We start from the raw sequence: 25,021 nt of genomic DNA on the forward strand, positions 1-25,021 counted from the left end.
ACATGGAGACTGGAGGAGTGATGGGGTCCCGCCCTGCCGTGTCCGCCGTTCGCCGCCGTACGGCCATCGACGCCCTGCGGCGCGGCGCCGTACCCGACAGCGGGCTGGATCTGCTGGCCACCGGCCTGGAGCGGTTCGAACCCGCCTTGGACGCCGAACTGGACTCGGTGGCGGCCGGCGGCTCGGTGTTCAAGGCCGTACGCGGCGAATACGGCTCGGGCAAGACCTTCTTCACCCGCTGGCTCGGCGAACGCGCGCGGCAGCGCAACTTCGCCGTCTCCGAGATCCAGATCTCGGAGACCGAGACGCCACTGCACCGACTGGAGACCGTCTACCGGCGCCTCACCGAGCGGCTGGCCACCTCCAGCTTCCCGCCGAGCGCGCTCAGGCCCGTGGTGGACGCCTGGTTCTACGCCCTCGAGGAGGACTCGCTGGCCGCCGGGGCGGGCGAGGACGACCTGGCCGAAGAGGTCGACCGGCTGCTGGCCGCCCGGCTCACCGAGGTCTCCCGGCACGCGCCCTCCTTCGCCGCGGCCCTGCGCGGCTACCGGTCCGCGCTCGCCCGGGGCGACGAGGCCACGGCGGCGGCCGTCCTCGCCTGGCTGGGCGGCCAGCCGCACGTGGCCGCGGCGGCCCGCCGTGCCGCCGGCGTACGCGGCGACCTCGACCACTTCGGGGCCCTCGGATTCCTCCAGGGCCTGCTGACCGTGCTGCGGGACTCCGGTCACCGGGGACTTTTCGTCGTCCTCGACGAGGTGGAGACACTCCAGCGAGTCCGCTCGGACGCACGTGACAAGGCCCTGAACGCGCTGCGCCAGCTCATCGACGAGGTCCACTCGGGCCGCTTCCCCGGGCTGTACCTGGTGATCACCGGTACCCCCGCCTTCTACGACGGCCCCCAGGGAGTGCAGCGCCTCGCGCCGCTCGCCCAGCGCCTGGCCACCGACTTCACCACCGACCCGCGCTTCGACAACCCCCGCGCCGTACAACTGCGGCTGCCCGGCTTCACCCAGGACTCGCTGGCCCGCCTCGGCACGACCATTCGCGATCTTTACGCCCAGGGGGCCCAGGCGCCCGGCCGTATCGAGGCCCTGGTCGACGACGCCTACGTCGCCGACCTCGCGCGGGCCGTCAGCGGCGCGCTGGGCGGCAAGGTCGGGGTGGCACCGCGGCTGTTCCTCAAGAAGCTGGTCAGCGACGTCCTCGACCGGATCGACCAGTTCGAGGACTTCGATCCGCGGCGCCACTACCGGCTGACGGTGGCCGGCGGCGAACTCACCGAGGTGGAACGCAATCTGACCGCTGCCGCGTCGGCGGACGACATCGACCTGGACGTCTGATGACCGACGCCCCGGAGACCGGCTCCCCGGACCCGGCCGACCCGGTCGCCAGGCTCGACCCCGTCGTCCTGCATCACGTCGTGAACACCCTGGGCTGGAGCGACCTGCGCCCGCTCCAGCGGGCCGCGATCGGGCCGGTGATGGACGGCGAGGACGCGGTGCTGCTCGCGCCCACCGCGGGCGGCAAGACGGAGGCCGCCTGCCTGCCGATCCTGTCCGCCATGGCCGAACAGCGGTGGACCGGCGCCTCGGTGCTCTACCTGTGCCCGCTCAAGGCCCTGCTCAACAACCTGGCGCCGCGCGTCCACGGCTACGCCCAGTGGCTCGGGCGCCGCGCCGAGCTGTGGCACGGGGACACCAAGGAGTCGCAGCGGCGCCGTATCCGGACCGACCCGCCGGACATCCTGCTCACCACCCCCGAATCGCTCGAAGCCATGCTCATCGGGGTGAAGACCGACCACGCCCACCTGCTGGGCGGCGTCCGGGCGGTCGTGGTGGACGAGGTGCACGCCTTCGCCGGCGACGACCGCGGCTGGCACCTGCTCGCCGTACTCGAACGCCTCGAACGCGTCGCCGGGCGACCCATCCAGCGGATCGGCCTGTCGGCGACCGTGGGCAATCCGGACCGGCTGCTCACCTGGCTCCAGGGGGCCCGGGCGGGAGCCCGGCCGGGCCGGGTCGTGGCGCCGGGCGTCGCCATGGGCACCTCCACGCCGCTCGGCCCGCCCCCCGGTACGCCCGCTCAGCCTCCCCCGGGCGATGTCGAGCTGGACTTCGTGGGCTCGCTCGACAACGCCGCCAAGCTGATCGCCGCCCTGCACAAGGGCGAGAAGCGCCTGGTGTTCTGCGAATCGCGCAGTCAGGTCGAACAGCTCGGAGCGGCCCTGCGGGCCCGGGACGTCACCGTGTTCCTGTCCCACGCCTCCCTGTCGGCGGAGGAACGGGCCAGGTCGGAGGAGGCGTTCGCCGAGGGCCGCGACTGCGTGATCGTCGCCACGTCCACCCTGGAACTGGGCATCGACGTCGGGGACCTGGACCGCGTCGTCCAGATCGACGCGCCGGGGACCGTCGCCTCGTTCCTGCAGCGCATCGGCCGCACCGGACGGCGGCCGGGCTCCGGCCGCAACTGCCTGTTCCTGGCGACCCGCAAGGAAAGCTTCCTCCAGGCGGCGGGCCTGCTGCTGCTCTGGGGCCGCGGCTGGGTCGAGCCCGTCACGCCGCCGCCCGAGCCCCGGCACCTGGTGGCGCAGCAGATCCTCGCGGTGTGCCTCCAGCAGCACAAGCTGGGCGACCAGGTGTGGGCGGAAGAGTGGAACGGCCTCGCGCCCTTCGACCGGTCGGCCGCTCCCGTGCTGAGCCATCTGGTCGGCGAGGGGTTCCTCGACTCGGACACCGGGATGCTGTTCATCGGCCCGGAGGCGGAACGCCGTTTCGGCCGCCGCCACTTCATGGGGCTGACCGCCTCCTTCACCGCGCCCCCGCAGTTCACCGTGCTGTCGGGGCGTACGGAGATCGGCCGCACCGATCCGTCCGTCCTCACCGAGGAACGGCCCGGGCCGCGCCGGCTGCTGCTGGCCGGGCGGAGCTGGCAGGTGACCTTCGTCGACTGGACGCGCAAGCGGGTCTTCGTCGAGCCCGCGGACGGCGGAGGCGTGGCCAAATGGACCGGCGGGGCCGTGGCCGGCCTGTCCTACGCCCTGGCCCGGGCCATGCGCGAGGTGCTGCTCGGCGCCGCTCCCCCGGTGTCCCTCACCCGGCGGGCCGAGGCGTGCCTGGCCGAGTGGCGGCAGCTCGACGCCCCGGACGTCGTGCACCCCGGCGGCACGCTGATCACCCGGCGGGGAACCGATGTCCGCTGGTGGACCTGGGCCGGCTACCGCGCGAACGCCACGCTGACCGCGACGCTGACCGCGATCGGCGACCCCGTACAGCGGCCCACGGACTGTTACGTACGCCTGCGGGAGGACCTCGACCCGGCCATGTGGCGGGCCGCCCGGGAGGCCGCCGCCCCGGACGGGCCCCTTGTGCTGCCGGACGTCGACCGGCGGGCGGTGGCCGGCCTGAAGTTCTCCGCCGCCCTCCCCGAACGCCTGGCGGTGGCGACCCTGGCCGCCCGCCTCGCCGATTTCGAGGGGGCCCGCGCGGCCCTGGCGGAGCCGGTGCGGCTGCACATGTCCGGCCGGCCGTGACTCGACCGGCTCTGCGCGGACCGGCCCCGAGCGACGTCTGCTCCCAGGGGCAGGTCCGGCCGGGCTACGCGCAGATCAGTTCCTTGACGCCCTGGAACGCCTCGTACTCCGCCTTCTGGTCCACCGGGAGCTGGTAGAAGCCCGCGGCGATCTTGGGGACGGACGGGATGACGGTGAGGCGGAAGTTCTGGCCGTCCTTGGTCGCGATGTGGAAGCGGCCCTGGAGGTCGCGCTTCTTCACGGTGCCGCGGTTGGCGTCGGTGATCGCGACGGGCGCACCGGCGATGATCCGGCCGTTCTTCTCGTCGACCGGGAGGATCACCAGTTCGGTGCTGCCCGGGCGGAAGCCGACGGCGTAGTTGTGGATAGTGGTGCTGCGGTAGACGATGAAGTTCTTCTGCTTCATGTCCGAGGCATAGACCTTGGTGTACTCGGCGCCGCCCGGGACGGCCGCGTCGAAGGCCGCGTGGATCGCCGCCTTGAGTTCTTCCTTGCTCGCCACTGTGCATCCCCTTTGTGCTGCTCCGGACTGGGAAACGGCGTTGACTGTACAGCCAGCCAGCCGTAAATCCCAATCCCAACTGACGTGTTCGGACGGGCAGTTGGCGGAGGCGGCCACCCGGTCCGGGGAAGGCGGGACGGGTGGGGCGACAATGGTGGGGCCCGGAGCCGACCGACTGCCCGGGCGCCGGGCAGGGACGTACGCACCGGCCGGGACGTCGGCGGGAGTGAGGAGACGGGGTGTCGCCGCGGTCGCCGGAGGCCAACGAGGAATTGCGGGCCCAGTCGCGCGAGCGGATCCTCGCGGCGGCCCTGGAGGTCTTCGCCGAGAAGGGCTACCACGACGCCACGATCTCCGACATCACCGCACGGGCGGGGGTCTCGCGCGGCCTGCTCACGTACTACTTCCCCGGCAAGCAGAACCTGGTGGACGAGCTCCTCGACCGCTACCTGGACGAGGTCGCCGCGATCATCGACGTGACCGGCAGCCCGGACGAGCGACTGGCCGCGATCATCGACCGGATCATGATCGCCGCGGCGACCACGGTGCCGGTGCAGCGGATGGCGCTCAGCCTGGTGGTCAACCCGGCCACCCACCCGCGGTTCGCCGCGGCGGAGGCCCGTAAGGAACACCGGGTGATCGCCCTGGAGGACGGCCTGCGCGACCTCTTCGCCGCCCGCGGCGCGGCGGACCCGGCCCTCGAGGAAGTGCTCCTGCGCAGCGTGCTGGAGGGCGTCGTCTTCAAGACCGCGGTCTACACCGACCAGTACCCGGTCGAGCGGATCCGGCGCCGGCTGTACGAGCTGTACAGTCTTCCGGAGCCCACCGCCGACCTCCTTGCGCCGGACGCCCCGGAACCCTCGGAGCCCGCGGAACCGCCGGACCCCTCGGAGGCGTCGGAGTCTTCGACGGGCCCGGGCCCTCTGGAGGCCCCGGACGGGCCGGACCTGCCTCCGGTGGGCCGTATGCGGGCCTCCCGGCCACCCAGGGCATAGCCGCCCCGGCCACCGACGGACTTGGCCAACCTTTTGTCCTCGAACGGCGGTTGCCGGGAGCAGACGGGCTGCACAACGGAGTTGCACCCGGTGGGAACGAACGCAAGCAAGAACATGATCGGAGCGGTGTGGTGGGTCGGATCAGCAGAACGGTCGGAGCGGCGGCGCTGACGGGTGCGGTCCTGTGGGGGGCCACGGCCTGCGGCGGCAACGCCTCGGCCACGGGGACCCCGGCGGCGAAGGCCGGCGGCACCTCGACCGCTACGGCATCCGCCGCCACCCCCAAGCCGAGCACGTCGCCCACCCCGTCCGGCCCCCCGATGCTGCTGAACTCCATAGCCCCCGCCGACGGCAGCACCGTCGGCGTCGCGATGCCCATCTCGATCGTCTTCACCAAGTCGGTGGCGACCTCCGCCCGGCGCGGCGTCGAGCAGCACCTGAAGGTCACGACCTCGACCCCGGTCACCGGTGCCTGGCACTGGTTCAGCGGCACCCGCGTGGACTTCCGGCCGCAGACGTACTGGAAGCCCGGCACCAAGGTCACCCTGGACGCCGAGCTGGCCGGCGTCCCCGACGGCCACGGCGACTACGGCACCCACGCCTACAAGCACGCCTTCACCATCGGGTCCGACACCGAGACCACGGTGGACGTGCCCGGCCACACCATGAAGGTCTACCGGGCCGGCGCGCTGGTGAAGACGCTGCCCATCGACGCCGGCAGCTCGAGCTGGCCCTCCTGGGACGGCACGATGGCCGTGATCGACAAGCAGCGCACGGTCGAGATGAAGTCCTGCAGCGTCGGCATCAGCTGCGACAAGAACAGCCCCAACTACTACGACCTGACGCTGCCCTGGGACGTCCACCTCACCTACTCGGGCACCTACGTCCACTACTCCACCGGCGACCCGTACCCCGGCCACAGCGTCGGCTCGCACGGCTGCGTCCACCTGTCGATGGCCAACGCCAAGTGGTTCTACGACTACGTCGAGCAGGGCGACCCGATCACCATCACCGGCTCCCCGCGCGGCAAGGCGGACGCGGACAACGGCTACGCCTCCTTCAACCTGTCCTGGTCCCAGTGGCTGGCGAAGAGCGCGGCGGGCGCGCAGCAGGTGTAGCGGAGCCGGTCCTGTCTCTCAGGGCAGCTTCGCGAGCTGGGCCTTGACCACGTCCATGGGCAGGGACGCGGTCCGTCCGGGGAAGGCCATCACCTGGAACCAGGCGAGGACCGACCCTTTGCGGACCAGGAGGTAGTGGAAGGGGGCGTAGAGGGTTCCCGCGTCGGTGCCTTGGCCGGTGCCGTCGTCGGCGGGGACCTTCTGCATGATCCCGTACTCGACGGCCTCGTCGCCCAGCCGCGGGTCGGGCAGCACCTGGGGGTGCTCGAAGCTCATGCCGTCGCCCATCGGCACGGCGTACGACGTGCACCCGGGCAGCGCCGCCCGCAGCTCGGCCAGCACCTTGTGCGCGTCCTGCGGCCGGTACGCGATCAGGGACACCTCCACCGTGTTGCCGGGCCCCGAGATCATGTCGTCGGCGCGGGCGTGCTGCGGGTACTCGCCGGCCTGCTGGCTGTTCTCGTACACGAGCTGGCACCCCGCCGGGGACACCCGCGGCAGCCTGCTGCCGACCATCAGGCTGACCGGCATCTCCGTGCCCGTCGACGTACGGCCTGCCGTCGTCGAGATGTCGTCGCCCGGCACGTCCTTGGGCGTCAGCACGTACGAGTCGATCTCCCGCTGGCTCACCAGGTGATCCCGGTTGCGGCTGGGCGGCCCGCTGCGGACGGCGGGCGTATCGCTCGGGACCGCGTACGGCGAGGCGGTGGCCTTCCCCGACGTCCCCGACTTCCCCTCCGCCGCGCCGGGTGACGCGCTCCCCGCCGATACGGAGGGCGTCGGGGATCCGGTGCCGGAACCGCGCGCCGCCGGCTTCCCGGCCGCGCTCGTACCGCCCCCGCCCCCGCACCCGGACACCGCGCCCACCATCACCGCGACCGTCGAGACCGCCACCAGGGCACGCCCCACCCGCCCACCGACCATTCCCCACCCCTGAGCCCGAGCCGAACACACCGCGGCACAATCGGCCGCGAACGCTTGAACGCTGCATTCAACACGTGATCACGCTGTCCGCGCCACCGATCTTCGGGCGCCGGCTCGTAGGAGGTCGGGAGCCGTCAGGTCTCAGGACGTGGCACCGCCGTCGACGACGAGGTCGTGGCCGACCACGAACCGGGAATCGTCGGAGGCCAGCCAGAGCACGGCGGCGGCGACCTCGGCGGGATCGCTGACACGGCCGGCGGGGACCGCGGAGGCGATACGGGCGTCGCGGTCGGCCCGGGTCTCGCCGGGCCGGTACGACATCGGGGTGTCGCTCGCGCCGGGGCTGACGGCGTTGATCCGGATCCCGTCGCCGATGTGGTCGCGGGCGGCGGTGCGGGTGAGCGCGCTGACCGCGGCCTTGGACGCGGCGTAGGCGGCCATGCCGGGGCGGCGGACGTGGGCCCCGATGTTGGACGCCATGTTGACGATGACGCCGCCGCCGTGGGCGCGCATGTGACGGATCTCGTGCTTCATCGTCAGGAACACGCCGGTCAGGTTCACCTCCAGCACCGCCGTCCACGCGTCCGGGTCCAGGTCGGCGACGGGGGCGCCGGTGCCGAAGACGCCCGCGTTGTTGAAGGCCACGTGGAGCCCGCCGTGCCGGCGTACGACCTCGTCCACCATCGCGGCCACCTGCCCGGAATCGGTGACGTCCACCGTGACGCGGTCGACCTCGCCGCCGCCGGTGGGACGGATGCGGCCGGCCGCCTCGGCCAGCTTGGCGGGAGTACGGCCGGCCAGCACCACGGTCGCCCCCTGGTCGGCGAATGCCTGCGCGGTGCTCACCGCGATGACTCCCCCGCCTCCGGTGATCAGTACGACCTTGCCGTCGAAACGCGCACTCATGCCGGCCTCAATTCCAGAACGATCGGTATCCTATGAGGGCAGGAAGAAACCCCGGCGCAGGCCGCGGGGGACGATCCCGGGGTTCAGCCGAGCAGTGACACCGCCACCGCGGCCGCGTCGCGCAGCCGTACGGCGGCATCGGGCGTGCGTTCGAGCACCCGCACCCCCTGGAGGAACACCAGCAGGAACCGCGCCAGCGCCCGCGGATCGGCCTCCGGCGCCAATTCGCCCTGCGCCCGCGCGCGCAGCAGAGCCGACGTCAGCGTGGTCTCCAGGTGCGCCCAACTGGTCTCCACCAGCCGGGCCACGCCGACGTCCCGGGCCGCCAGCTCCACCGCGCTGTTGACCACCATGCACCCCATGTGCCGGTCGTCGTCCGCGGCCTCGTCGACGTAACGGCCGATCAGCGCCTTCACCGCCGGTACGACCGGCCCGGGCCGCGACAGGTCCGCCATGATCCTCGGGTCGGTGCGGTCCAGATACCGCCGCAGCGCCTTCGCGAAGAACTCCTGCTTGCCGCCGAAGGTCGCGTAGATGCTCGCCTTGGCCACCCCCAGGTGCTCGACGAGATCCGCCATCGACGTCGCCTCGTACCCGCGCTCCCAGAACAGCTCCAGCGCCCGGTCCAACGCCACGCCCGGGTCGAACTCCTTGCTCCTCGCCATGCGGTGACCCTAACGACATCGAGACCGATCGGTCAAAAAAGAGGGCTCGCCGTCCCGGCCGCACTTCGGTTGGCCCAGCACGGCGTGCGCCGCCGCCGCACCCTTCGGAGACTGAGCCCATGGCAGAACAGCGCACCCGCACGGCAACCCGTAGGGACACCGACCGCTCGGCGAAGGTGTCGAGTGCGGCGGAAGCGGCCCGCGCGGCCCGGGACAGCCTGGCCGAGCTCATCGACCACCGGGTGGAGGGCAGTTCGCAAGTGTGCCGCTCCGACGACCACGGCTGGCTGGTCGGCGTCGAGGTGCTGGAGGTCCCCCGTATCCCGGACACGATCAGCCTCATGGCCACGTACGAAGTACAGCTGGGCGACGACGGCGCACTGCGCGGCTACCGCAGGGTGCGCCGCTACCGGCGTGGTGACGCCGACGACTGAGCGCTTCCCGACAGCAGCGAACGAAGGAGCGGTGTCCCCGTGACGGTCATCACCGATGGAGTCGTCTGCGCCCCTCGCGCAGGCACCCTTTACGACGTTCTGGATCTCATCCTCGACCGCGGCATCGTCATCGACGCGTTCGTCCGGGTCTCCCTCGTAGGCATCGAGATCCTCAAGATCGACGCGCGAATAGTCGTGGCCAGCGTCGACACGTATCTGCGGTTCGCGGAGGTGTGCAACCGCCTGGACCTGGAACACGACGCGACCAGCAGGACGGTGCCCGAGCTGTTCGGCGGCGCCGGCGCGGGTGCCGGCGCGGCCAAGAGCGCCGGAAAGGCGGGCGCGAAGAAGGCGGTGCGCTCCGTGGGCGAGAAGGTGAAGGACGCCGTCCCCGGCCACCACGAGGACGGCGACGACGACAGCGACAACGGCGGCGACATCGGCGAGGAGGAGCCGGCGCCCCGGCGCCGTACCGGCGAAGGCAGCCGCCCGCGCTCCCGGCGGCGCAGTGAGGAGGACTGACCAGTGAGCCTGTACGTCTACGGCGTGACCAGGGGCTCCGTGCCCCCGCCCACCGGCCTGCGCGGGGTGGGCGCCCCCGCGGCGCAGGTCAGGACGCTGGCGGCCGACGACCTCGCGGTGGCGGTGAGCGCGGCTCCCGCCCGGCTCCGCGCCTACCGCAGGGACCTGCAGGCCCACCAGGACGTCCTGACCGCCCTCGCCCGCAGTGGCCCCGTACTGCCGATGCGCTTCGGCGTGGTGACGGACGGCGAGGAGCCCGTCCTCGCCCGGCTGACGGCCGGACGGGCGGACTATCTCGCGGCGCTCGACCGTATCGAGGGCCATGTGGAGATGAACGTCAAGGCACACGCCGTGGAGGACGGCCTGGCCGACATCGTGCGCCAGGACCCGCGGGTACGGTCGCTGCGCCAGGAGGCACGCCGCCGGCCCGGGTACGCGGCGAACATCCGCCTCGGCGAAGCGGTGGCGGCGGCCGTCGGGCGACGCGCGGCGCAGGCGGGCGTGGAGGTGCTGACCGCGCTCACCGGCCTCGCCACGGAAACCGTACGGGGAACGGAGCCCGCGGGCTGCGCGCTCAACGCGTCCTTCCTGGTGGCGGAGGGCGACGTGGCGCGGTTCCACGCGGCGGTCGCGGCGCTCGCCGTCCTGCACACGGGTCAGGTCACCCTTCAGGTCACCGGCCCGCTGCCCTGCTACAGCTTCGCGGTTGCGCCGGCGCCGGCGGCGGCCTGACATGGGACCGGCCTGAGATGGGACTGCTCAAGGGATTGCTGCTGCTGCCGCTCGCGCCCGTGCAGGGCGTCTCCTGGGTGGCGGACGTCGTCCTGGACGCGGCGGAACGGGAGCTGTACGACCCGGCGGTCGTCCACGCTCGACTCGCCGCGCTCAACCGGGCCTTCGACGACGGTGAGATCGACGCCGAGCACTTCGCGGCGGAGGAGGAACGCCTGCTGGACCTGCTCGACCAGCGGCCCCTCGACGCCCATCGCCCCGGGCTCGGAGGTATGCGCTGATGGACAACACGTCGGTCAGGATGGCGGTTTCCGGGACGGCACAGCTCGACGTCCCGGAAACGAACCCCGCCGCGTACACCCCGGGTCCCGCCACCACCAGTCTCGCGGAGATCCTGGAACGGATCCTCGACAAGGGCATCGTGATCGCCGGCGACATCAAGATCGATCTCCTCGACATCGAGCTGCTCACGATCCGCCTGCGCCTGTTCGTCTCCTCGGTGGAAACCGCCCGCAAGGCGGGCATCGACTGGTGGACGACCGATCCCGCGCTGTCGTCGCGTGCGGCGGAACACGCGCTCGCCCGGGAGAACGAGGAGTTGCGCGAACGCCTGAAAGAGCTGGAACAGAGCGGGTCGGGCAGCGGTGCGTCACGCAGTGGCGGGAGCGCGAAGGAGAAGGAGCGCACGTGACCTCGACAGCCGCCGCCCGCAGCACGTCCCTCCTGTGCGTCTTCGCGATCTGCCGGAGCCGTACGGCCGCGGGACTACCTGCTGAGCTGCCCACCGGGCTGCCCGCCGGCACCGGCCATGCCCGGGGTGGACCGCTCACCGTACTGCCGATCGGAGACTCGCTGGCGGCCTTGGTGCAGGAGGTGCCCGCGGAGGAGTTCACGGAGCAGGCCCTCCAGCAACGCCTCGCGGATCAGAGCACGTTGGAAGCCTGCGCCCGCGCGCATCACGCGGCCGTGTCCGCCGCCGCAGCGCTCGGCCCGGTCGTCCCGCTGCCCCTCGCGACCCTGTTCACCGACCGTCACCGGGCCCGGTCCGTACTCGCCGAAAGCCTCGAGCGGTTCCACCGCGTGCTGAACCGTACGGAGGGGCGGGTCGAATGGGCCGTCAAGGTCCATCTGCGGCGGGACAGCCGGCCCGCCGCCGAGCCGTCGCCCCCCGAGCCGGCCCCCGCAGGCCCCGGCGCGGGACGCGCGTACCTCTCGCGGGTGCGCGGCAGGGAGCAGGACCGGCTCTCCCGCCAGGACGCGGCGCGGGCGGCGGCCGCCCGGGTGCACGATGCCGTACGGGGCGTCGCCGCCGGTTCGGTGCAGCGGCGCCCGCACGGCCCCCGGGTCACCGGGAACGACCGCCTCCAGGTGATGAACGCCGCCTATCTCGTGGAGGAGGCGAGAGGACCCGAACTGGCCGCGCTCGTACGGATCATGCGCGAGGAAGTCGCGCTTTCCGGCGTGGACGTCGACCTGTCCGGCCCCTGGGTCCCGTACTCGTTCGCCGAGGACGTCGAGGACGCCGAGGACGCCGAACTCGCCGGGGAGCGGACATGACAGTCGGCGACGTGACGGTGGGCGCCGGAGTCGTCCCCTGGTCGGGACCGGACGCCGGGGCGCCCCTCGGCGTGCCGCTGGTGGACCTGATCGACCGGGTCCTGGCCACAGGGGTGGTCATCACCGGCGACCTGGTGATCGCCATCGCCGAGGTCCCGCTGATCCGGCTCTCCCTGCAAGCCCTCCTGTCGTCGGTCAACGAACGCGTCCCCGCCCCCTGGGCCGACGGAGGCCCCCTGTGACGGACGCCCGCCTTGACATCGACCCCCGCCACGCGGCCCGCGACCTGGTCTCCCTCGTCCTCACCCTGGTGGAACTCCTCCGCCAGCTCATCGAGCGCCAGGCGATCCGCCGCATCGACGACGGCGCCCTCACCGAGGCCCAGGAAGACGCCCTCGGCACCGCCCTGATGATGCTGGACCGGACGATGACCCAGCTCTGCGAACAGCACGGCCTCCGCCGCACCGACCTGGGCCTCGACCTGGGCCCCCTCGGCCCCCTCCTGGCGGACGCCGACTGGTGAGCCCGCCCCCGATGCGTGGCACTCGGGGGCGGGTCGGGTCGGGTCGGGTCAGTGGTGGCGGTGGTCCCAGGACTTGGTGTCGACGATGCGGCCGTGGCTGTCGCGCAGGGTCGCGGTGCGGTGGTCGTTCCACACGGAGTTGCGGCGGTCCTGGTAGACGTTGGCCGCCGTGTCGTATCCGATGCCGGTGTGGACGCGGACGGCCGTGTGGCCGGCCAGCCACCGGTTGGTGAAGCGGTAGGTGTGGTGCGCCTCGTCCGACAGGGTCCAGCCGGACAGGTTCACGGCCCCGCGGCCGGTGTTGACGACGGTCACCCACTCCTTGTTGAGCGAGGCGTTGCTGCGGATGCCGCGTACGGACCTGTCGTGATGGACGGCGCCCAGCACCACTTGGGACCGCTCCCGCGGGTGGTGCACCACTTGGGACCGCTCCCGCGGGTGGTGGTGCCGGCTGTGGTCGGCGGCCGTGGCCGGAAGCGCCGCGGCGGCCAGCAGGGCTCCGGCGGCCAGGGCGGTCGCGGTGAGACGGGATGCAAAACGGGACACTCGTGTCCCCTTTCGTGCAGGGCACGGCCGTCGGGCCGCACCAGTGGTACTCACCCCCGGCAGGTCCGCCGGGGACCACCACCATCACGCGCGTCCACGTAAAGCGATCACGGAGACACTGCCTGTTACAGACCGCAGACATGTGTGTGACCCTCGCCTGCACGCCGCACCCGTCCCCTCCCCCGGGCGCGCCACCGCCCGCCCCCACCCAAGGCCGGCCCCCCAACCCCCCGCCCCCCGCCCCGAAGTCCCCACCGCCCAGCCCCCGAGAGCCCCCCGGAACACCTGTGCCCCACCACCCCGGCCACCCCGGCGCGCCCTGTAACGAACCCGGGCCGCCGCCGGAGCTACGGCCGGTCCGGGAGGTCTTGGAGGGCCGTACGGGTGAGCGTCGTGGCGGTGTGGACGATGCTGACGATGGCCTGCTCGGGGTCGAGCCCGTGCAGGTCGGTGAGGCCGAAGAGGGCCTCGGCGCTGACGACGACCGCCAGGTCGCGTTTGAGCTGGGCCAGGGCGGCGGGATCGGCGGCACCGAGGGAGCGCTCCAGGGGGGCGAGCGCGTTGTCGATCAGGCCGAAACGCAGGCCGGGCCGGGCGTGCGGCGGCGCACCGGGCCTGGTGATCGTCGCCGCGATCAGCGCCCGGACCACGCCCTGCCGGCTCAGGATGTGCCGCAGCAGGAACTCGGTGGCGGCGGCGACGCGTGCCACCGGGTCGCCGGAGTCGGCGACCGCTTCGAGTGCCGTGGCGGCACTGGGCAGTTGCCCGGCGATGGCCTCACGCAGCAAGCCGGCGAGGTCGGGGAAGTAACGGTAGGCCGTGGCTTCCGAGACCAGGGCCGCCCTGGCGATCTCGGGCATGGTCACCTCGCGGCCGGTGCCGCTCAGTTCGGCCGCGGCCTCGACGATCGCGGTGCGGGTGCGCAGCTTCTGGTTGGCACGGCCCGCCGTCCTGTGTGCTGTCACCGGTCCCACCCTTTTTCTGCCGCGGGCCCTGCGCGGGTGCCGGAGGACGGCCCTGGCGGGTTCCGTCCGCGACGGGCTCCGCCGCGGGCCGTGCGTACGAGGCACGCGGGCCCGCGGCGGACGGCCGTCATTCACCGTCGGGCTTGATGACGTCGTCGACGAAGCTCCCGATGGCGCCCAGCACCGAACCCAGCTGCTCTATCTGCGGAAGGTGCCCGGCCTCCGGGATGGACCGGAAGTGGCCGTTGGAGAAGGCCGACGCGTAGACGCGCCCGTACTCGGGGGTGACCACGCAGTCCTCCTCGCCCCAGGCCACCAGCACCGGCACGGTGACGCGGTGCAGGCGCCGGCGCAGCTTCGGCGCGAAGAGGAAGTGCTCGCCCGCGTAGAGCGCGAGGACCTGCTGGTTGGCGGCCATCGTGGCGCGCTGTTCGTCGCTCAACGCGGCCGGGTCGGGGCGGAAGGCCGGGTTGTGGAACGCCAGCCGGCCGAACGCGGCCGGCGGCAGGGTGCGGATGTCGGTGATCTGGGTCGCGTTGTCGGGGCGGATGCCGGTCCCGTTGAGCAGCACCAGGGACATGACCCTGCTGTCGATGTCGCGCAGCGCCATCTCCGAGGCGATCCAGCCGCCGACGGAGTTCCCGATCACCATCACGTGCGTCAGCCCGAGTTCCTCGAGCAGGTCCAGGTAGGCGTCGGCCAGGTCGGCGACCGAGTCCAGCCACGGCACCCTCGGCGTGCCCTCGAACCCGGGGTGGGTCGGGATCACCACGTAGCCGTGCTCGGAGAGCGCCGTCCCGAGCCCGGCCATCGTGCGCGGCCCGCCGCCACCGTGCAGGAGCAGCAGGCCCCTGCCTTCCGACGCGATCGCGTCACCGTGCTCCTCGATGGTGATCTCCAGTCCGTTGCCCAGCGTGAGGGTCCGGGTGGTGATCGTGGCAGTGGCAGTCGTAGTCATGAGAGTCATTCCCCTTCGTGCGAGTTGACTTGCATGAAGGTACGCCGACCCACCCGTTCATGCAAGTCCACTCTCACGAAGAGGGTGCGCACTCATAAGTTGGGCGCAACTCGCCCGCAGGCGGAAGAGGTGGGCTGCCAGCCGATACGGCGATCCGTCAGGCCGCCGAGGAGGCGCCGTCGACGGTTTCGTCGGCCTGGAGGGCACCTGTGTACAAGGGCCGGCCGGCGCCCACGACGTCGAGCACGTCGACGCCGAACCGGCTGAGGCCGCCGGGTGAAACCGGCTGAGGCCGCCAGGTGAGGTCGATTCGCCGGGTCAGTCGACGGTGATGCCCCAGCGCGATCCCCAGGGGACCAGCGGGATGAGCACGCGCACGAGTTCCCTGCCGCTCTGGCTCAGGGTGTACCTGATCTGCACGGGGTGAGACGCGATGACGTCCCGGACCACCAGCCCGTGGTGCTCGAGCAGCCGCAGCCGGGCGGCCAGCAGGCGCGAGGAGATGCCGTCGATCCGCGCCCCGATTTCGGAGAACCGCGTTGCGCCGCGCCCGATCGCGAGCAGGATCGCGCCGTTCCACTTGCCGCCCACGAGTTCCACGGCGTTCTGGAACATCGCGCAGTCGGCGTCAGTGATCTCGATGTCGTTGCGTGACGTAGCAGGCCGGGCCGACTCGGGCTGCCGGGCCGGTTCGGGCTGAGCGTCCATGGTAACCAATAGTAACTCGGTTACTGGCGATGAGGGGATCAGGACGATGGGCGTGAGCATGGATGCGCAGTGCCGTGATCCGCCACCACCCGGAGTGAGACGCATGTTCTACCTGCTGCACATCGACGCCACCACCTTCGACGTCAAGTCGATCTCGCGCCAAGTGGCGCGATCCTTCCGCGACGTGTGGGAGGGCGACGTCGTGTATCGCGATCTGGCAGCCACCCCGGTGCCGCACCTCACCGCTGCCGGCGTCTCCGCGCGGCTCACCGACGCTTCCCTGCACACCCCGGCAGAGGCCGAGGCACTGCTCGTCCAGGATGAGCTCATCGAGGAATTCCTCGGGGCGAGCGCGTATCTCTTCACTGTTCCGATGTACAACTACACGATGCCGTCGTCCTTCAAGGCGTGGCTCGACCAGGTCGTCGTCGTGGGCCGGACCATTGCCTTCCCGGACGGTCCGCCTGCGGCCGGTCGTCCGGCCGTTGTCGTCTCGGCGCGGGGCGGATCGTACGAGCAGGGATCCCCCAATTACGGCATGGATCATCTACTGCCGACCCTTGAGACGGTGCTGGGCCCCAGGACTCTCGGCCTGGCGATCCACGCGATCAAGCCTCAGCTGACGCTGGCGCCCGTGGTTCCCGCGATGGCCGAGCTCATCGATCTCCACACGGCGTCACTGGCCGACTCGCACGCCGAGGCCCGACGACTGGCGCAAGAACTTGTCGCAGCGCCCAGGGGCGCTGCCTGATCCGGACATCGTGATACGAGGAGAACCTCCGGGCGGAGTGGGACTGTCCACTGTCACCGCTCCGCACCCCGGAGGTTCTCGCGCCGCTGCCCCTACCCGCCGGCCGGCGCTCCCAGACCGGCAGCCCGTCCGGCCATGCCGCCACCGCCGGCACTCACTCCGCCGTGCGGGGCCCGCGCGCTGCTGCCGTCGGCCTCGAACTTCCCGTCCCGCAGCTCGAAGTGCTCAGGCAGCGAGCAGCCGACCGCCGGAGTGATCAGCAGGCTCACGGTGATGGGCGCGGGGTTGGTACTCGCCGTCGAGAACTCGCAGATCGCGCCCAGTCCCGTGACCGGGAACCAGAACCAGCCGTCCACCGCGCCGACCCGTACCTCGTCCGACAACACGAGGCGGCCGTGCTGCCGGACGAAGGCCTTCAGGCGTACGGAGGCGGCCAGCGGGTCGACGGTGGACCGGATCGCGGTCAAGGTGAACTCGGCGTTCTCGTCCGCGTCCAGAACCGAGGACGCGATCTGCCGGCTCTCGGCCGGCCGCCCTCCGGTTGTCCCCCCGCCGTGAGCCCGTACTTGGGCTTGGACTTGGGCTTGGGATTGGGCTTGGGATTGGGCTTCGGCTTCGGTGGTTGCGGCAGGAGCGACCAGCACGGCGACAGCCGCGGCGGCGGTGACCAGCACCGTGCCACCGCGCACGAGCGCCCTCGCTTGTATCGGCATCTTCTCTCCCAAGTGGTCATACGTACTTTCACCGGACGAATGCCACTCATGTACATTCCACCTGGCAAAGGGGAAGGGCACCTGAATCACCCGTTCGCGCGCGGCGTCACCCGATCGGCGCGGGCGTGTCGCCGATCCGGCTCGGGCTGAGCCCGGCTACGGTCTCGCGTCGGCCTGTCAGCGAAGGAGGCACCGGCCGCCGGCGGCGGGGCTGAGAGGCGGGCCAACCATCACACCGAGGGCGTCCGTCGACAATGAGCGAGTTCAGCGGGAACCTTCGGCCGGGTGCCGGACACGTACAGGGCATGGAACTGAACGACGCTGGTCCCACCGCACCTGTTGGAGGGATATCCGACCGGGAGTTGTGGGCACGGGCAGTCGACGGCGACCGGGAGGCGTTCGGGCGGATCTTCGACCGTCATGCGAAGACCGTCTACAACTACCTGTTCCGGCGGACGGCCGACTGGTCCGAGGCCGAGGATCTGACGGCGACCGTGTTCCTTCATGCCTGGCGTCGGCGGTCGGAGATCGTGCTGGACCGCGAATCGGCCCTCCCGTGGCTGCTCGGCATCGCCGACCGCCTGCTGTCGAACACCAGGCGGCGGCTGCGGCGGGCCGAGGCGCTGCTGCACCGGCTCGTCTCGCACGACGAGCCGGTGGGCGACCACGCGGACCTCGTCGCCGGCCTGGTCGACGACGCGCGCCGGATGTCGCAGATCCACCGGGCGCTGGCCCGGCTCCCGCGCCACGAGCGCGAGGTCGTCGAGTTGTGCATTTGGTCGGGCCTGGATCAGCAGGCGGCCGCGGCGGCGCTGGGGGTGGCGGTCGGAACCGTGAAGTCCAGACTGCACCGGGCACGGCGCCGGCTGGGGGCCGACCTCACCGGCGCGGGCACGGTTCAGACGTCGTCCAGTTCGAAGAATCCCGGCACCGCGGAGGAGGTCGCACGATGAATGACACGCAGGGTATTCCAGCGCCTCCCCCCGATCGTGATCTGCCGAACCACCGGCGGATCCGAGAGGACCTACTGATGAAGATCGATCCGGACGACAAGCGTGTTTCGCTGCCGCGCAGGTGGGGACTGCCGCTGGGCGTCGCCGCCGGGGTCGCGGCGGTGAGCGTCGCGGCCGTGGCCGTCTTCGGCGGGGAGGGGACCGCCAAGCCGGTCCTGGCCGCCGGCGGCGGAACCCCGACGAGCACTGCCACGTCACCGAGCCCGAGCCCTAGCCCTAGCCCGACGCGGGTCTCCCCGTCGGCCGCGGGCGGCTCGACGCCGGCCTCGTCCCACGTGGCCCCCACCTCCACCGCGTTCACCGTCACCAGCACGGCCACGACCCCGATCGCCGCCGGGACCGTCGCCAAGATCCTGGCCTCCTGCCTGGGATCGGACGCCCCGAATTACCACGCGGTGATCGCCGTCCGCACCCCCGTCGCCTCGCAGGACTGGGACGGCGCGGTCGTCGCCGTCGGCCCCGCGGACCAGTACGTGCAGTGCGAGACCAAGAGCGACCGGGGCACCAGCCAGGCCGTCCCGCCGACGTTCATCAACAACCGCCTGTGGGGCACCGGCCACACCATCGAATACTTCGACTCCACCGGCGAGCCGGCCGGCGCAGGGCGATACCTCTCCCTGGGCGCCGGCCACTACACCTCGGACGTCGCCAAGATCACCATCAGCTACGGCGACAACCCGAAGCAGTATCCGGCGACCATGTCGGGCGGTGCGTTCTTCTACACGGCGGCCTTCACCACCGGCACGTCCACCACCAACCCCTTCTCCGCGATGGCCCCCCCATACGTCCACGCCTACAACGCCACCGGCAAGGAGATCTACAACCAACAAAAGGACCCGCAGTTCACCGGCGACCCCAAGTAGGCCGGGCCCGCCGCCCGGATCGTCGGCACTCCCATCATCCTGACAAGGAGCAGAGAGTAATCCCGCCTCGCGATGTGCCCGTTGCCACAACGACGGTCCCGTCCGGCCGATCCAGAAGGGCAACGGACACGCCGCTCAGGGAAACGTCCACCGGCTCACGGGTGGTCACATTCCAGGCGGCGATCCGCCCATCCGCCCCCGCGGCGAACAGCAACGGTGTACGGGCCGGACACGCCGTCGCCATGACGTAGACGTCCGCAACGGTCGTCAGGGCCCCACCTGCTTGTTCCCCCGTCGCCGCGTCCCACAGGCACATCTCACCCGCCGAGTCGCACGAAGCGAAGAGCCGGCGCGCACCGTCCGATGCAAGAGGAACAATGATGTCGACCTGGGACGCATGCCCCAGCACCGGCTCGCAGAGCGGATCACCGGTCACCGCGTCCCAGCGTCGAAGGAACCCGGAATCGTCCCCGGACACGATCACGGCCTGCGAAGTCGGCAGACGCACGAGGCCCACGGACAACACGCTCGGCCTGTGACCGCGCAGCACGGGACCAAGAGGTTCACCCGTCGCGGGATCCCAGCGGTGGACGGTACCGTCGTGCCCGGCGCCGACGAGTACCGTCCGGCCGTCCGGCAGCGCACCCGCCGCCAGGCCCCAGATGGTCTTCCCCATCGGATACACCCCGCCCAGCGGTTCTCCGGTCAAGGCGTCCCACCGCTCCACACCGTCCTCGGTGGCCACAGCGAGAACGCGCCGGCCGTCCGGCAGCGAGGCGAGAACACTGTCGTTGCATCCCGGGAGTTCCTCCGCATAACGCCGGACGACCTCACCGCTCCTGACGTCCCACCGGCGGATCTCCGACCCGTTCCCCCAGATGGTGAACAGGAGAGGCTCCCCGTCCGCGCCGGAAGCAATCAAAGGGTGCACGGCGTGCGCGTATCCGGTGTCAATGGACAGGACATCCACCACTCGCACGGCGGACCAGCATTCCTCTCGGGGCTCGGGGAGTTCCGGCTTCAGCGTTGCGCTCGGGCACTCCGGGGCCGTTGATCGAAGCTCAGTACATACGCATTACGCGAATGGAACCGTCGATTGTCCCCCGTCCCGGCCGGCAAGGCCACCGTCTCCCACGAGGCCGACCGCACCTGGATCTACGCGCTCCCCAAGGGGGGGTTGGCGGAACTGGGCGTGATGCCGGCAGGCCCACGGTGTCGTCTGCCGCCTTGAGTTTCAACAGCCTCCCCACCGCCACGGGCAACCCCTCTCCTGCACTGTTGCTCCGAGGCTATGGCACCGCCCTCGCTACCCCGAAAGTGCGACAGAGCTGTGTTCGGCACGTACACGGTCAGTCGCCTTCTGCGGTGGTGGCGCCGCAGTCGCTGGCCAGGGCCTTGTCGAGCTCAGTCCACTGCTTGCTGGACAGGGCCTGAGTGTCCTGGAATTGCAGGACACCGTCACCGCCGTTGGAGCACAGGTCGGAGATGAACCCCGGAAGGGACTGGTATCCGCTCCCGTCCAGCGGTGCCAGGTTGGTCTCCGCGACGAAGATCGGCAGCCTGGTCAGGGTGTGGATCTCGTGGAACACCGGGCCGAACACGCCGGAGAATGTCCCGAGCTGGGATCCCCAGCGGGTATTGGGGAAGCCCCCGACGCCAACCATGTCGACCTGGGACGCGCCGGGCCAGTAGGGGGTGGGGTCGATGGTCGTGCCGCCGGTGTCCGGGCCCGGGGCCCACATGAAGTGCGCCAGGCCGCCCGCCGTGGCGTCGATATCGGATCGCACTGTGTCCCATGCCTTGATCCACTGCGCGGCCGTGGTGCCTTCGCAGTCGCCCTGGGCCCAGGGGTACTGGCCGGAGACGTTGAATTCGCGGGCGAAGGTGATGATGACCGGGTGCCCGAAGGAGGCGATCGCCGAGCCGAACGCGCCCAGGTAGCGGCTGATCGCCACGCCGTTCGCGCCGATCGTGGTCATGGCCGGAAAGTGGGAGGCGTAGCGGCAGTCGCTGGGGCCCCCGCCCTGCCAGGGCTCGATCTCCACGAAGGGGATCGCGCCGGCGGACTGCGCCTGGCCGGCGAACGAGGTGGGGAAGCTGTTGCCCCAGAACAGGTAAGTGCTGGCGACGTTCGGGCGCTGTCCCGCGATGGTGGAGTAGCCGCCGTCGCCCTCCGCGCTGGTCCAGGTCCCCAGCATGACGGCCGGGGGCGCCCACTGCGCCGGGGCGTGCGCGGTGGACGAGCCGGCGGGACTGCTCGGGCCGAGTGTGTGCAGGTCGGCGCCGTGGGATTTGGCGGCAGTGGGCGCGGCGACGACGCGGACGAGGATCGCGAGGATGACGAGGATGAGCAGTGGAGCCAGGCCGATCTGCACGCGTCGGGTCGCGCGTCGGCGCGCCGCCCGGGCCAACTGCTGCGCGACCTCGCTGCCGTACGCGGCGGACTGCGCGGCCAGCGGGGCCGGCAGCCAGGATCCACCCGGAGCGGGCGCGCCGCGGCATGCCTTGATGACGGCTTGCGGGGCGGGGCGGGCGTCGGGGTCTTTGTTCAGGCATGCCTCGATCAGGGCCCGCAGAGTCTCGTCTCGGCACGCCAGTGCCCGCGGGTCCGGCGCCTCGTGCACGATCCGGTAGAGCACCTGGGCATCCGTGCCCTCGCCGAACGGGGTGACGCCGGTGGCGGCGTAGGCCAGCAAGCAGCCGAGCGCGAACACGTCCCCGGCCGGCAGCGTCTGCCTGTGCGCAGCCAGTTCCGGGGCTGTGTATCCGGCGGTGCCCACCCGCATCCCGGTCGCGGTGAGCGCAGTGCCGTCCAGCGCGCGGGAGATCCCGAAGTCGATGACCTTCGGGCCGTCGCGGTCCAGCAGGATGTTCGAGGGCTTCAGGTCCCGGTGCACGATCCCCGCGGCGTGGATCGCCGCGAGGGCCTCGGCGATCCCGCCGCCCAGGGCGAGCACCAGCGGCTCGGGCAGCGCACCAGTGAGGTCCACTGCCTGCGCCAGCGAGGGGCCAGGGACGTACGCAGTGGCGATCCACGGGCGCTCGGCCTCGGCGTCCGCGTCGATCAGCGCAGGGGTGTGGCCGCCGGTCACGGCCTCCACCGCGGCCACCTCCTTGGCGAACCGGGCGCGGAACACGACGTCCCGCGCGTACTCGGCACGCACCCGCTTGACCGCCACTGGCAGCCCGGCACGGCTTGCGGCCAGGAACACCTCGCCCATCGCCCCGCCGCCGAGCCGCGAGAGCAGCCGGAAGGAGCCGATACGGGACGGATCGCCCTGGGCCAGCGGCGCGAGCGCCATGGCCGCCCGCGGCCTCGGCGCTGGATCGGCACCCCGGTGGGCCGGCCGCTCAGCGGGCTCGGGGCCCTCAAGTGGCTCGGGGCGCTGAAGCGGTTCGGGGCGCTCAAGTGGTTCGGGCGACGCCATGGCCTCCGGGCTCGCCGGTTCACCGTTGGGCAGGCCGGGGTTGGCGGCAGTGCGCACGGTATGCGGCTGCGGTGACCGTTCACCCGCCGTCGGCAGCTGCCGCAGCGCTTGCGATGAAGAGTCGCGGGCCTGGTCGGCACGCAGCCGGGACGCCCACGCGGTACCGGCAGTTTCCGGCAGCCCCAACGCGGCCGCCAGCGCCTCAAGGGACCGAGGATGCGGCCGCGCGGTGCGGCCACGCTCCAGGTTGCTGATCGCCCGCACGCTCAGCCCGGACTTGCTCGCCAGCTCTTCCTGGGTCATCCCCGAGGCCAGCCGCTGACTTTTGACCCACGCCCCCGCAGCCTGCGCCTCGTGCAACCGGCCCCCTTAGCTCCGGATCAGGACTCCGGGGAGCGATTGTTCCCAGCCCTGCCGGAACCTACAAGTCCCAAGTCCGATTGTGCCGGTTACTTTTCCGGTCAAACGACATGGTCCCGGGCCGGTCGGCAGGGGACGCTCATGGCCATCGACGGTGCGCCGGACCGGCGGAACGGCTGGTGTCGCACCTGCCGCGATGGCCTGCGGAAGGCTCCGGAACGGTCACAGCCGTCTGATCAGCACTCCCGATCCACCGGATTGCTCCGGAAGGGCAGGTATCTGCATTGGTCACCTTTCGCAAGGCCTGGAAATCCAGGGCCGCGCTCCTGGTCGCGTGCGTGCTGGCGGTCCTCGGGCCGGCCATGGCGCACGCCGGAGTCGCGCACGCGGCCTCGCCTCCCCCGGCTACCAACCTCGGAATCTGGACCAGCGCGGAGGACAGCGGAAGCTACTCCACCGTTTCCGGCCAGAGCCCGGACGTGGCCAACTACTACCTCGACTGGGGCAGCTCGTATCCTCAGTCCTTCTTCAGTCCCGCCCAGTCCGCGGGGGCCAGCGCATTCCTTGAGATCGAGCCGTGGATCGGCTCGCAGGGGAGCAACACGTGCTCAGGCAGCGGCCCGACCATGACCACCATCGGCGCGAACGGGTCGGCTATCCAGTCCTACGCGAAGTCAATCGGTTCGGCTATCGCCTCAGCGGGCAAGCCCGTCATCGTTACCTTCGCGCACGAGTTCAACGTGAGCGGCCAGTACCCGTGGGCGCAGGGCGACTGCGAGGGCACCACCCCAGCACAGTGGGTCAGCGCGTGGGATGCCGTCCGGAACGACATCGACAGCACCGCGAACGGCCTGGCGTACTTCATGTGGGTGCCGAATGTCTTCAACGGAGCCGGGGGCACGGTCATAGACCCGACCCCCTACTGGCCCGGAGCATCCAACGTCGACATGGTCGGCGTGGACGGCTACCCGCAGAGCCAGTACGGCGAAACCACGTTCGCGAACACCTTCGCGCAGACGTTCTCCATCATCCAGGGCCTGTCCGGCGAGTCAACGATCGCGCAGCCGAAGATCTTCGTTGCCGAGACCAATTTCTCTCCGCTGGGCAGCGGCAGCTACGAGTCCATCCCGAACATGATGTCGGACATTTGCTCCAACGGCGGAGACGGCACGCTTCAGTGGGTGGGCTACTCAGGGTTGCCGAATCTGACCAGCGCGCAGTGGACCGCGCTTGACACAGCCCAGGCGAACGACTGCAACTCGCCCCCGCTGCACTCCGCGCCGGCTGTCACCACCAGTGCGGCGTCAGGCGTCACCGGCACCGCCGCAACGCTCAACGGGACTGTGAACCCCGAGGGCGCCGCTACCACCTACCAGTTCCAGTACGGCACCAGCACCGGCTACGGATCGGTGGCGCCGGCTTCGCCCGCCGGCGCGGGCTCTGGCAGCAGTGCGGTGGGGGAGTCGGCCGTCTTGTCCGGCCTGTCCCCCGGAACCACGTACGACTACCGGCTGGTGGCGACCAACGCGGCAGGCACTACCAACGGCAGCAACCAGACGTTCACCACGCCCGCTACGCCTCCGCCCGGTAACGCGTTTACTCCTGTGGGCGGTCTGATGCAGGGCACGTCACTGACGCAGTCGGTCACTGCTCACGCGGTGGGCGATGTGATCCTGTTGCATGTCACGACCCAGGGCAGCGCCCCGCCTATTGGCATCAGTGGGGGCGGTGCGACCTGGAAGCAGATTGGGAGCACCCTGCGGGGCAGTGCCAACTCCGGTTTCTCAGCAGTGGTCTACGAGGGAACAGTCACGGCGACGGGAACCGCGACGGCCACCGTGACGACCTCGGGCACCCCCTCGGCCGTGCGGATCGCCGGGCAGGAGTACAACCCCGGCTCCGGACAGACCGGCGTCCTGGTTGCGCAGGCCAACCTGGACGTCACCGGAACCGGCACAGGCCCGTCGATCACACCCACAGGCAGCAACGAGCTCTACTCGTTCTACGGGTTCGACACCGGTACGGGCACGGCCGGGTCCACACCGGGATACACCTACGAACTCGACAGCAACGGCAACCCCTACGTATCCGATCCCGCCAGTCCCCCGCAGCCCCCCGTCTTCGGTGACCCGAACGTCGCGTTCGGCATCGCCGTCCTCATGCAAACGGCCCCCGCCCAAAGCGCGTTTACTCCTGTGGGCGGTCTGATGCAGGGCACGTCACTGACGCAGTCGGTCACTGCTCACGCGGTGGGCGATGTGATCCTGCTGCATGTCACGACCCAGGGCAGCGCCCCGCCTATTGGCATC

The 25,021-nt window shown here is 71.2% G+C and carries 28 protein-coding genes and 1 pseudogene; 17 read left to right on the forward strand and 12 right to left on the reverse strand.

What is annotated here, in order from left to right:
• The first annotated feature begins 20 nt into the window (after positions 1–20).
• Positions 21–1,340 (forward strand): BREX system ATP-binding protein BrxD, encoded by a 1,320-nt coding sequence (brxD, locus tag ITX44_RS25580; protein WP_205359718.1) that lies wholly within the window; start codon positions 21–23, stop codon positions 1,338–1,340.
• A complete protein-coding gene (locus ITX44_RS25585) occupies positions 1,340–3,529 on the forward strand; it encodes a DEAD/DEAH box helicase (protein ID WP_205359719.1) in 2,190 nt (729 codons plus the stop codon). Before brxD ends, ITX44_RS25585 begins: the two co-directional genes overlap by 1 nt.
• 64 nt (positions 3,530–3,593) lie before the next feature.
• On the opposite strand, the gene ITX44_RS25590 is transcribed toward ITX44_RS25585, so the two are convergent.
• Positions 3,594–4,031 (reverse strand): peptidase associated/transthyretin-like domain-containing protein, encoded by a 438-nt coding sequence (locus tag ITX44_RS25590; protein ID WP_205359720.1) that lies wholly within the window; start codon positions 4,029–4,031, stop codon positions 3,594–3,596.
• 239 nt (positions 4,032–4,270) lie between these two features.
• Between ITX44_RS25590 and ITX44_RS25595 the strand changes: the two genes are divergently transcribed.
• A complete protein-coding gene (locus ITX44_RS25595) occupies positions 4,271–5,026 on the forward strand; it encodes a TetR/AcrR family transcriptional regulator (RefSeq protein WP_205359721.1) in 756 nt (251 codons plus the stop codon).
• A gap of 131 nt (positions 5,027–5,157) precedes the next feature.
• Entirely contained in the window at positions 5,158–6,144 is a 987-nt protein-coding gene (locus ITX44_RS25600; RefSeq protein WP_205359722.1) for a L,D-transpeptidase, read from the forward strand.
• An 18-nt stretch (positions 6,145–6,162) separates the two neighbouring features.
• Here ITX44_RS25600 and ITX44_RS25605 read toward each other — a convergent pair whose 3' ends face one another.
• The gene (locus ITX44_RS25605; RefSeq protein WP_205359723.1) at positions 6,163–6,774 is read right to left on the reverse strand and encodes a hypothetical protein; all 612 of its coding nucleotides are present in this window, start codon (positions 6,772–6,774) and stop codon (positions 6,163–6,165) included.
• A gap of 13 nt (positions 6,775–6,787) precedes the next feature.
• On the opposite strand from ITX44_RS25605, the gene ITX44_RS25610 reads away from it, so the two are divergent.
• Positions 6,788–7,081: a hypothetical protein gene (locus tag ITX44_RS25610; RefSeq protein ID WP_205359724.1), complete on the forward strand. Its 294-nt coding sequence runs from the start codon at positions 6,788–6,790 to the stop codon at positions 7,079–7,081.
• A 128-nt stretch (positions 7,082–7,209) separates the two neighbouring features.
• On the opposite strand, the gene ITX44_RS25615 is transcribed toward ITX44_RS25610, so the two are convergent.
• The gene (locus ITX44_RS25615) at positions 7,210–7,974 is read right to left on the reverse strand and encodes an SDR family NAD(P)-dependent oxidoreductase (protein WP_205359725.1); all 765 of its coding nucleotides are present in this window, start codon (positions 7,972–7,974) and stop codon (positions 7,210–7,212) included.
• Between the two features lie 83 nt (positions 7,975–8,057).
• Positions 8,058–8,639 (reverse strand): TetR/AcrR family transcriptional regulator, encoded by a 582-nt coding sequence (locus tag ITX44_RS25620; RefSeq protein ID WP_205359726.1) that lies wholly within the window; start codon positions 8,637–8,639, stop codon positions 8,058–8,060.
• Positions 8,640–8,758: 119 nt separating this feature from the next.
• Here ITX44_RS25620 and gvpO point away from each other — a divergent pair, with 119 nt between their 5' ends.
• From gvpO to ITX44_RS25660, 8 genes are read left to right on the forward strand one after another with little or no spacing between them, the layout of a single operon-like run.
• A complete protein-coding gene (gene gvpO / locus ITX44_RS25625; protein WP_205359727.1) occupies positions 8,759–9,073 on the forward strand; it encodes a gas vesicle protein GvpO in 315 nt (104 codons plus the stop codon).
• Positions 9,074–9,112: 39 nt separating this feature from the next.
• Complete coding sequence (gvpJ, locus tag ITX44_RS25630; RefSeq protein WP_205359728.1) at positions 9,113–9,595, forward strand: gas vesicle protein GvpJ; 483 nt, start codon at positions 9,113–9,115, stop codon at positions 9,593–9,595.
• A 3-nt stretch (positions 9,596–9,598) separates the two neighbouring features.
• Positions 9,599–10,327, forward strand: a complete 729-nt coding sequence (locus ITX44_RS25635; RefSeq protein ID WP_205359729.1) for a GvpL/GvpF family gas vesicle protein — start codon at positions 9,599–9,601, stop codon at positions 10,325–10,327.
• Positions 10,328–10,344: 17 nt separating this feature from the next.
• Positions 10,345–10,608, forward strand: coding sequence for a gas vesicle protein GvpG (locus tag ITX44_RS25640; protein WP_205359730.1), 264 nt, complete (start codon positions 10,345–10,347; stop codon positions 10,606–10,608).
• Positions 10,609–10,628: 20 nt separating this feature from the next.
• Complete coding sequence (locus ITX44_RS25645) at positions 10,629–11,018, forward strand: gas vesicle protein (RefSeq protein ID WP_205359768.1); 390 nt, start codon at positions 10,629–10,631, stop codon at positions 11,016–11,018.
• Entirely contained in the window at positions 11,015–11,884 is an 870-nt protein-coding gene (locus ITX44_RS25650) for a GvpL/GvpF family gas vesicle protein (RefSeq protein ID WP_205359731.1), read from the forward strand. Before ITX44_RS25645 ends, ITX44_RS25650 begins: the two co-directional genes overlap by 4 nt.
• Positions 11,881–12,126, forward strand: a complete 246-nt coding sequence (locus ITX44_RS25655; RefSeq protein WP_205359732.1) for a gas vesicle protein — start codon at positions 11,881–11,883, stop codon at positions 12,124–12,126. Before ITX44_RS25650 ends, ITX44_RS25655 begins: the two co-directional genes overlap by 4 nt.
• The gene (locus tag ITX44_RS25660; RefSeq protein WP_205359733.1) at positions 12,123–12,407 is read left to right on the forward strand and encodes a gas vesicle protein K; all 285 of its coding nucleotides are present in this window, start codon (positions 12,123–12,125) and stop codon (positions 12,405–12,407) included. Before ITX44_RS25655 ends, ITX44_RS25660 begins: the two co-directional genes overlap by 4 nt.
• A gap of 48 nt (positions 12,408–12,455) precedes the next feature.
• Here ITX44_RS25660 and ITX44_RS25665 read toward each other — a convergent pair whose 3' ends face one another.
• The 4 genes from ITX44_RS25665 to ITX44_RS25680 form a co-directional block, all read right to left on the reverse strand.
• A complete protein-coding gene (locus ITX44_RS25665) occupies positions 12,456–12,953 on the reverse strand; it encodes a lamin tail domain-containing protein (RefSeq protein WP_205359734.1) in 498 nt (165 codons plus the stop codon).
• Positions 12,954–13,300: 347 nt separating this feature from the next.
• Positions 13,301–13,918 carry a TetR/AcrR family transcriptional regulator gene (locus ITX44_RS25670; RefSeq protein WP_205359735.1) on the reverse strand — a complete coding sequence of 206 codons (618 nt, stop codon included), beginning with the start codon at positions 13,916–13,918 and terminating at the stop codon, positions 13,301–13,303.
• 127 nt (positions 13,919–14,045) lie between these two features.
• A complete protein-coding gene (locus ITX44_RS25675) occupies positions 14,046–14,876 on the reverse strand; it encodes an alpha/beta fold hydrolase (RefSeq protein ID WP_205359736.1) in 831 nt (276 codons plus the stop codon).
• Between the two features lie 318 nt (positions 14,877–15,194).
• On the reverse strand, positions 15,195–15,584 hold the full coding sequence (locus ITX44_RS25680; RefSeq protein ID WP_205359737.1) for a winged helix-turn-helix transcriptional regulator: 390 nt from the start codon (positions 15,582–15,584) through the stop codon (positions 15,195–15,197).
• Between the two features lie 103 nt (positions 15,585–15,687).
• Here ITX44_RS25680 and ITX44_RS25685 point away from each other — a divergent pair, with 103 nt between their 5' ends.
• On the forward strand, positions 15,688–16,335 hold the full coding sequence (locus tag ITX44_RS25685; RefSeq protein ID WP_205359738.1) for an FMN-dependent NADH-azoreductase: 648 nt from the start codon (positions 15,688–15,690) through the stop codon (positions 16,333–16,335).
• Between the two features lie 92 nt (positions 16,336–16,427).
• On the opposite strand, the gene ITX44_RS25690 is transcribed toward ITX44_RS25685, so the two are convergent.
• Complete coding sequence (locus ITX44_RS25690; RefSeq protein ID WP_205359739.1) at positions 16,428–17,048, reverse strand: hypothetical protein; 621 nt, start codon at positions 17,046–17,048, stop codon at positions 16,428–16,430.
• 305 nt (positions 17,049–17,353) lie between these two features.
• Between ITX44_RS25690 and ITX44_RS25695 the strand changes: the two genes are divergently transcribed.
• Both ITX44_RS25695 and ITX44_RS25700 read left to right on the forward strand, forming a co-directional pair.
• Positions 17,354–18,001 carry an RNA polymerase sigma factor gene (locus ITX44_RS25695; protein WP_205359740.1) on the forward strand — a complete coding sequence of 216 codons (648 nt, stop codon included), beginning with the start codon at positions 17,354–17,356 and terminating at the stop codon, positions 17,999–18,001.
• Between the two features lie 77 nt (positions 18,002–18,078).
• A complete protein-coding gene (locus ITX44_RS25700; protein ID WP_205359741.1) occupies positions 18,079–18,924 on the forward strand; it encodes a hypothetical protein in 846 nt (281 codons plus the stop codon).
• Between the two features lie 34 nt (positions 18,925–18,958).
• On the opposite strand, the gene ITX44_RS25705 is transcribed toward ITX44_RS25700, so the two are convergent.
• The 3 genes and pseudogenes from ITX44_RS25705 to ITX44_RS43090 all read right to left on the reverse strand — a co-directional run.
• Entirely contained in the window at positions 18,959–19,903 is a 945-nt protein-coding gene (locus tag ITX44_RS25705) for a WD40 repeat domain-containing protein (RefSeq protein WP_205359742.1), read from the reverse strand.
• A gap of 370 nt (positions 19,904–20,273) precedes the next feature.
• Positions 20,274–22,226 (reverse strand): serine/threonine-protein kinase, encoded by a 1,953-nt coding sequence (locus ITX44_RS25710; protein ID WP_236061526.1) that lies wholly within the window; start codon positions 22,224–22,226, stop codon positions 20,274–20,276.
• Between the two features lie 306 nt (positions 22,227–22,532).
• Positions 22,533–22,712, reverse strand: a pseudogene (locus tag ITX44_RS43090) (helix-turn-helix domain-containing protein); the annotation flags it as partial.
• A gap of 284 nt (positions 22,713–22,996) precedes the next feature.
• Here ITX44_RS43090 and ITX44_RS25715 point away from each other — a divergent pair.
• Positions 22,997–25,021, forward strand: a 2,025-nt coding sequence (locus tag ITX44_RS25715) for a glycoside hydrolase family 26 protein (RefSeq protein WP_205359744.1), incomplete at its 3' end; no start/stop codon positions are given.

The organism is Actinacidiphila acididurans, from assembly GCF_016918855.1.
Lineage (GTDB): Bacteria > Actinomycetota > Actinomycetes > Streptomycetales > Streptomycetaceae > Actinacidiphila > Actinacidiphila acididurans.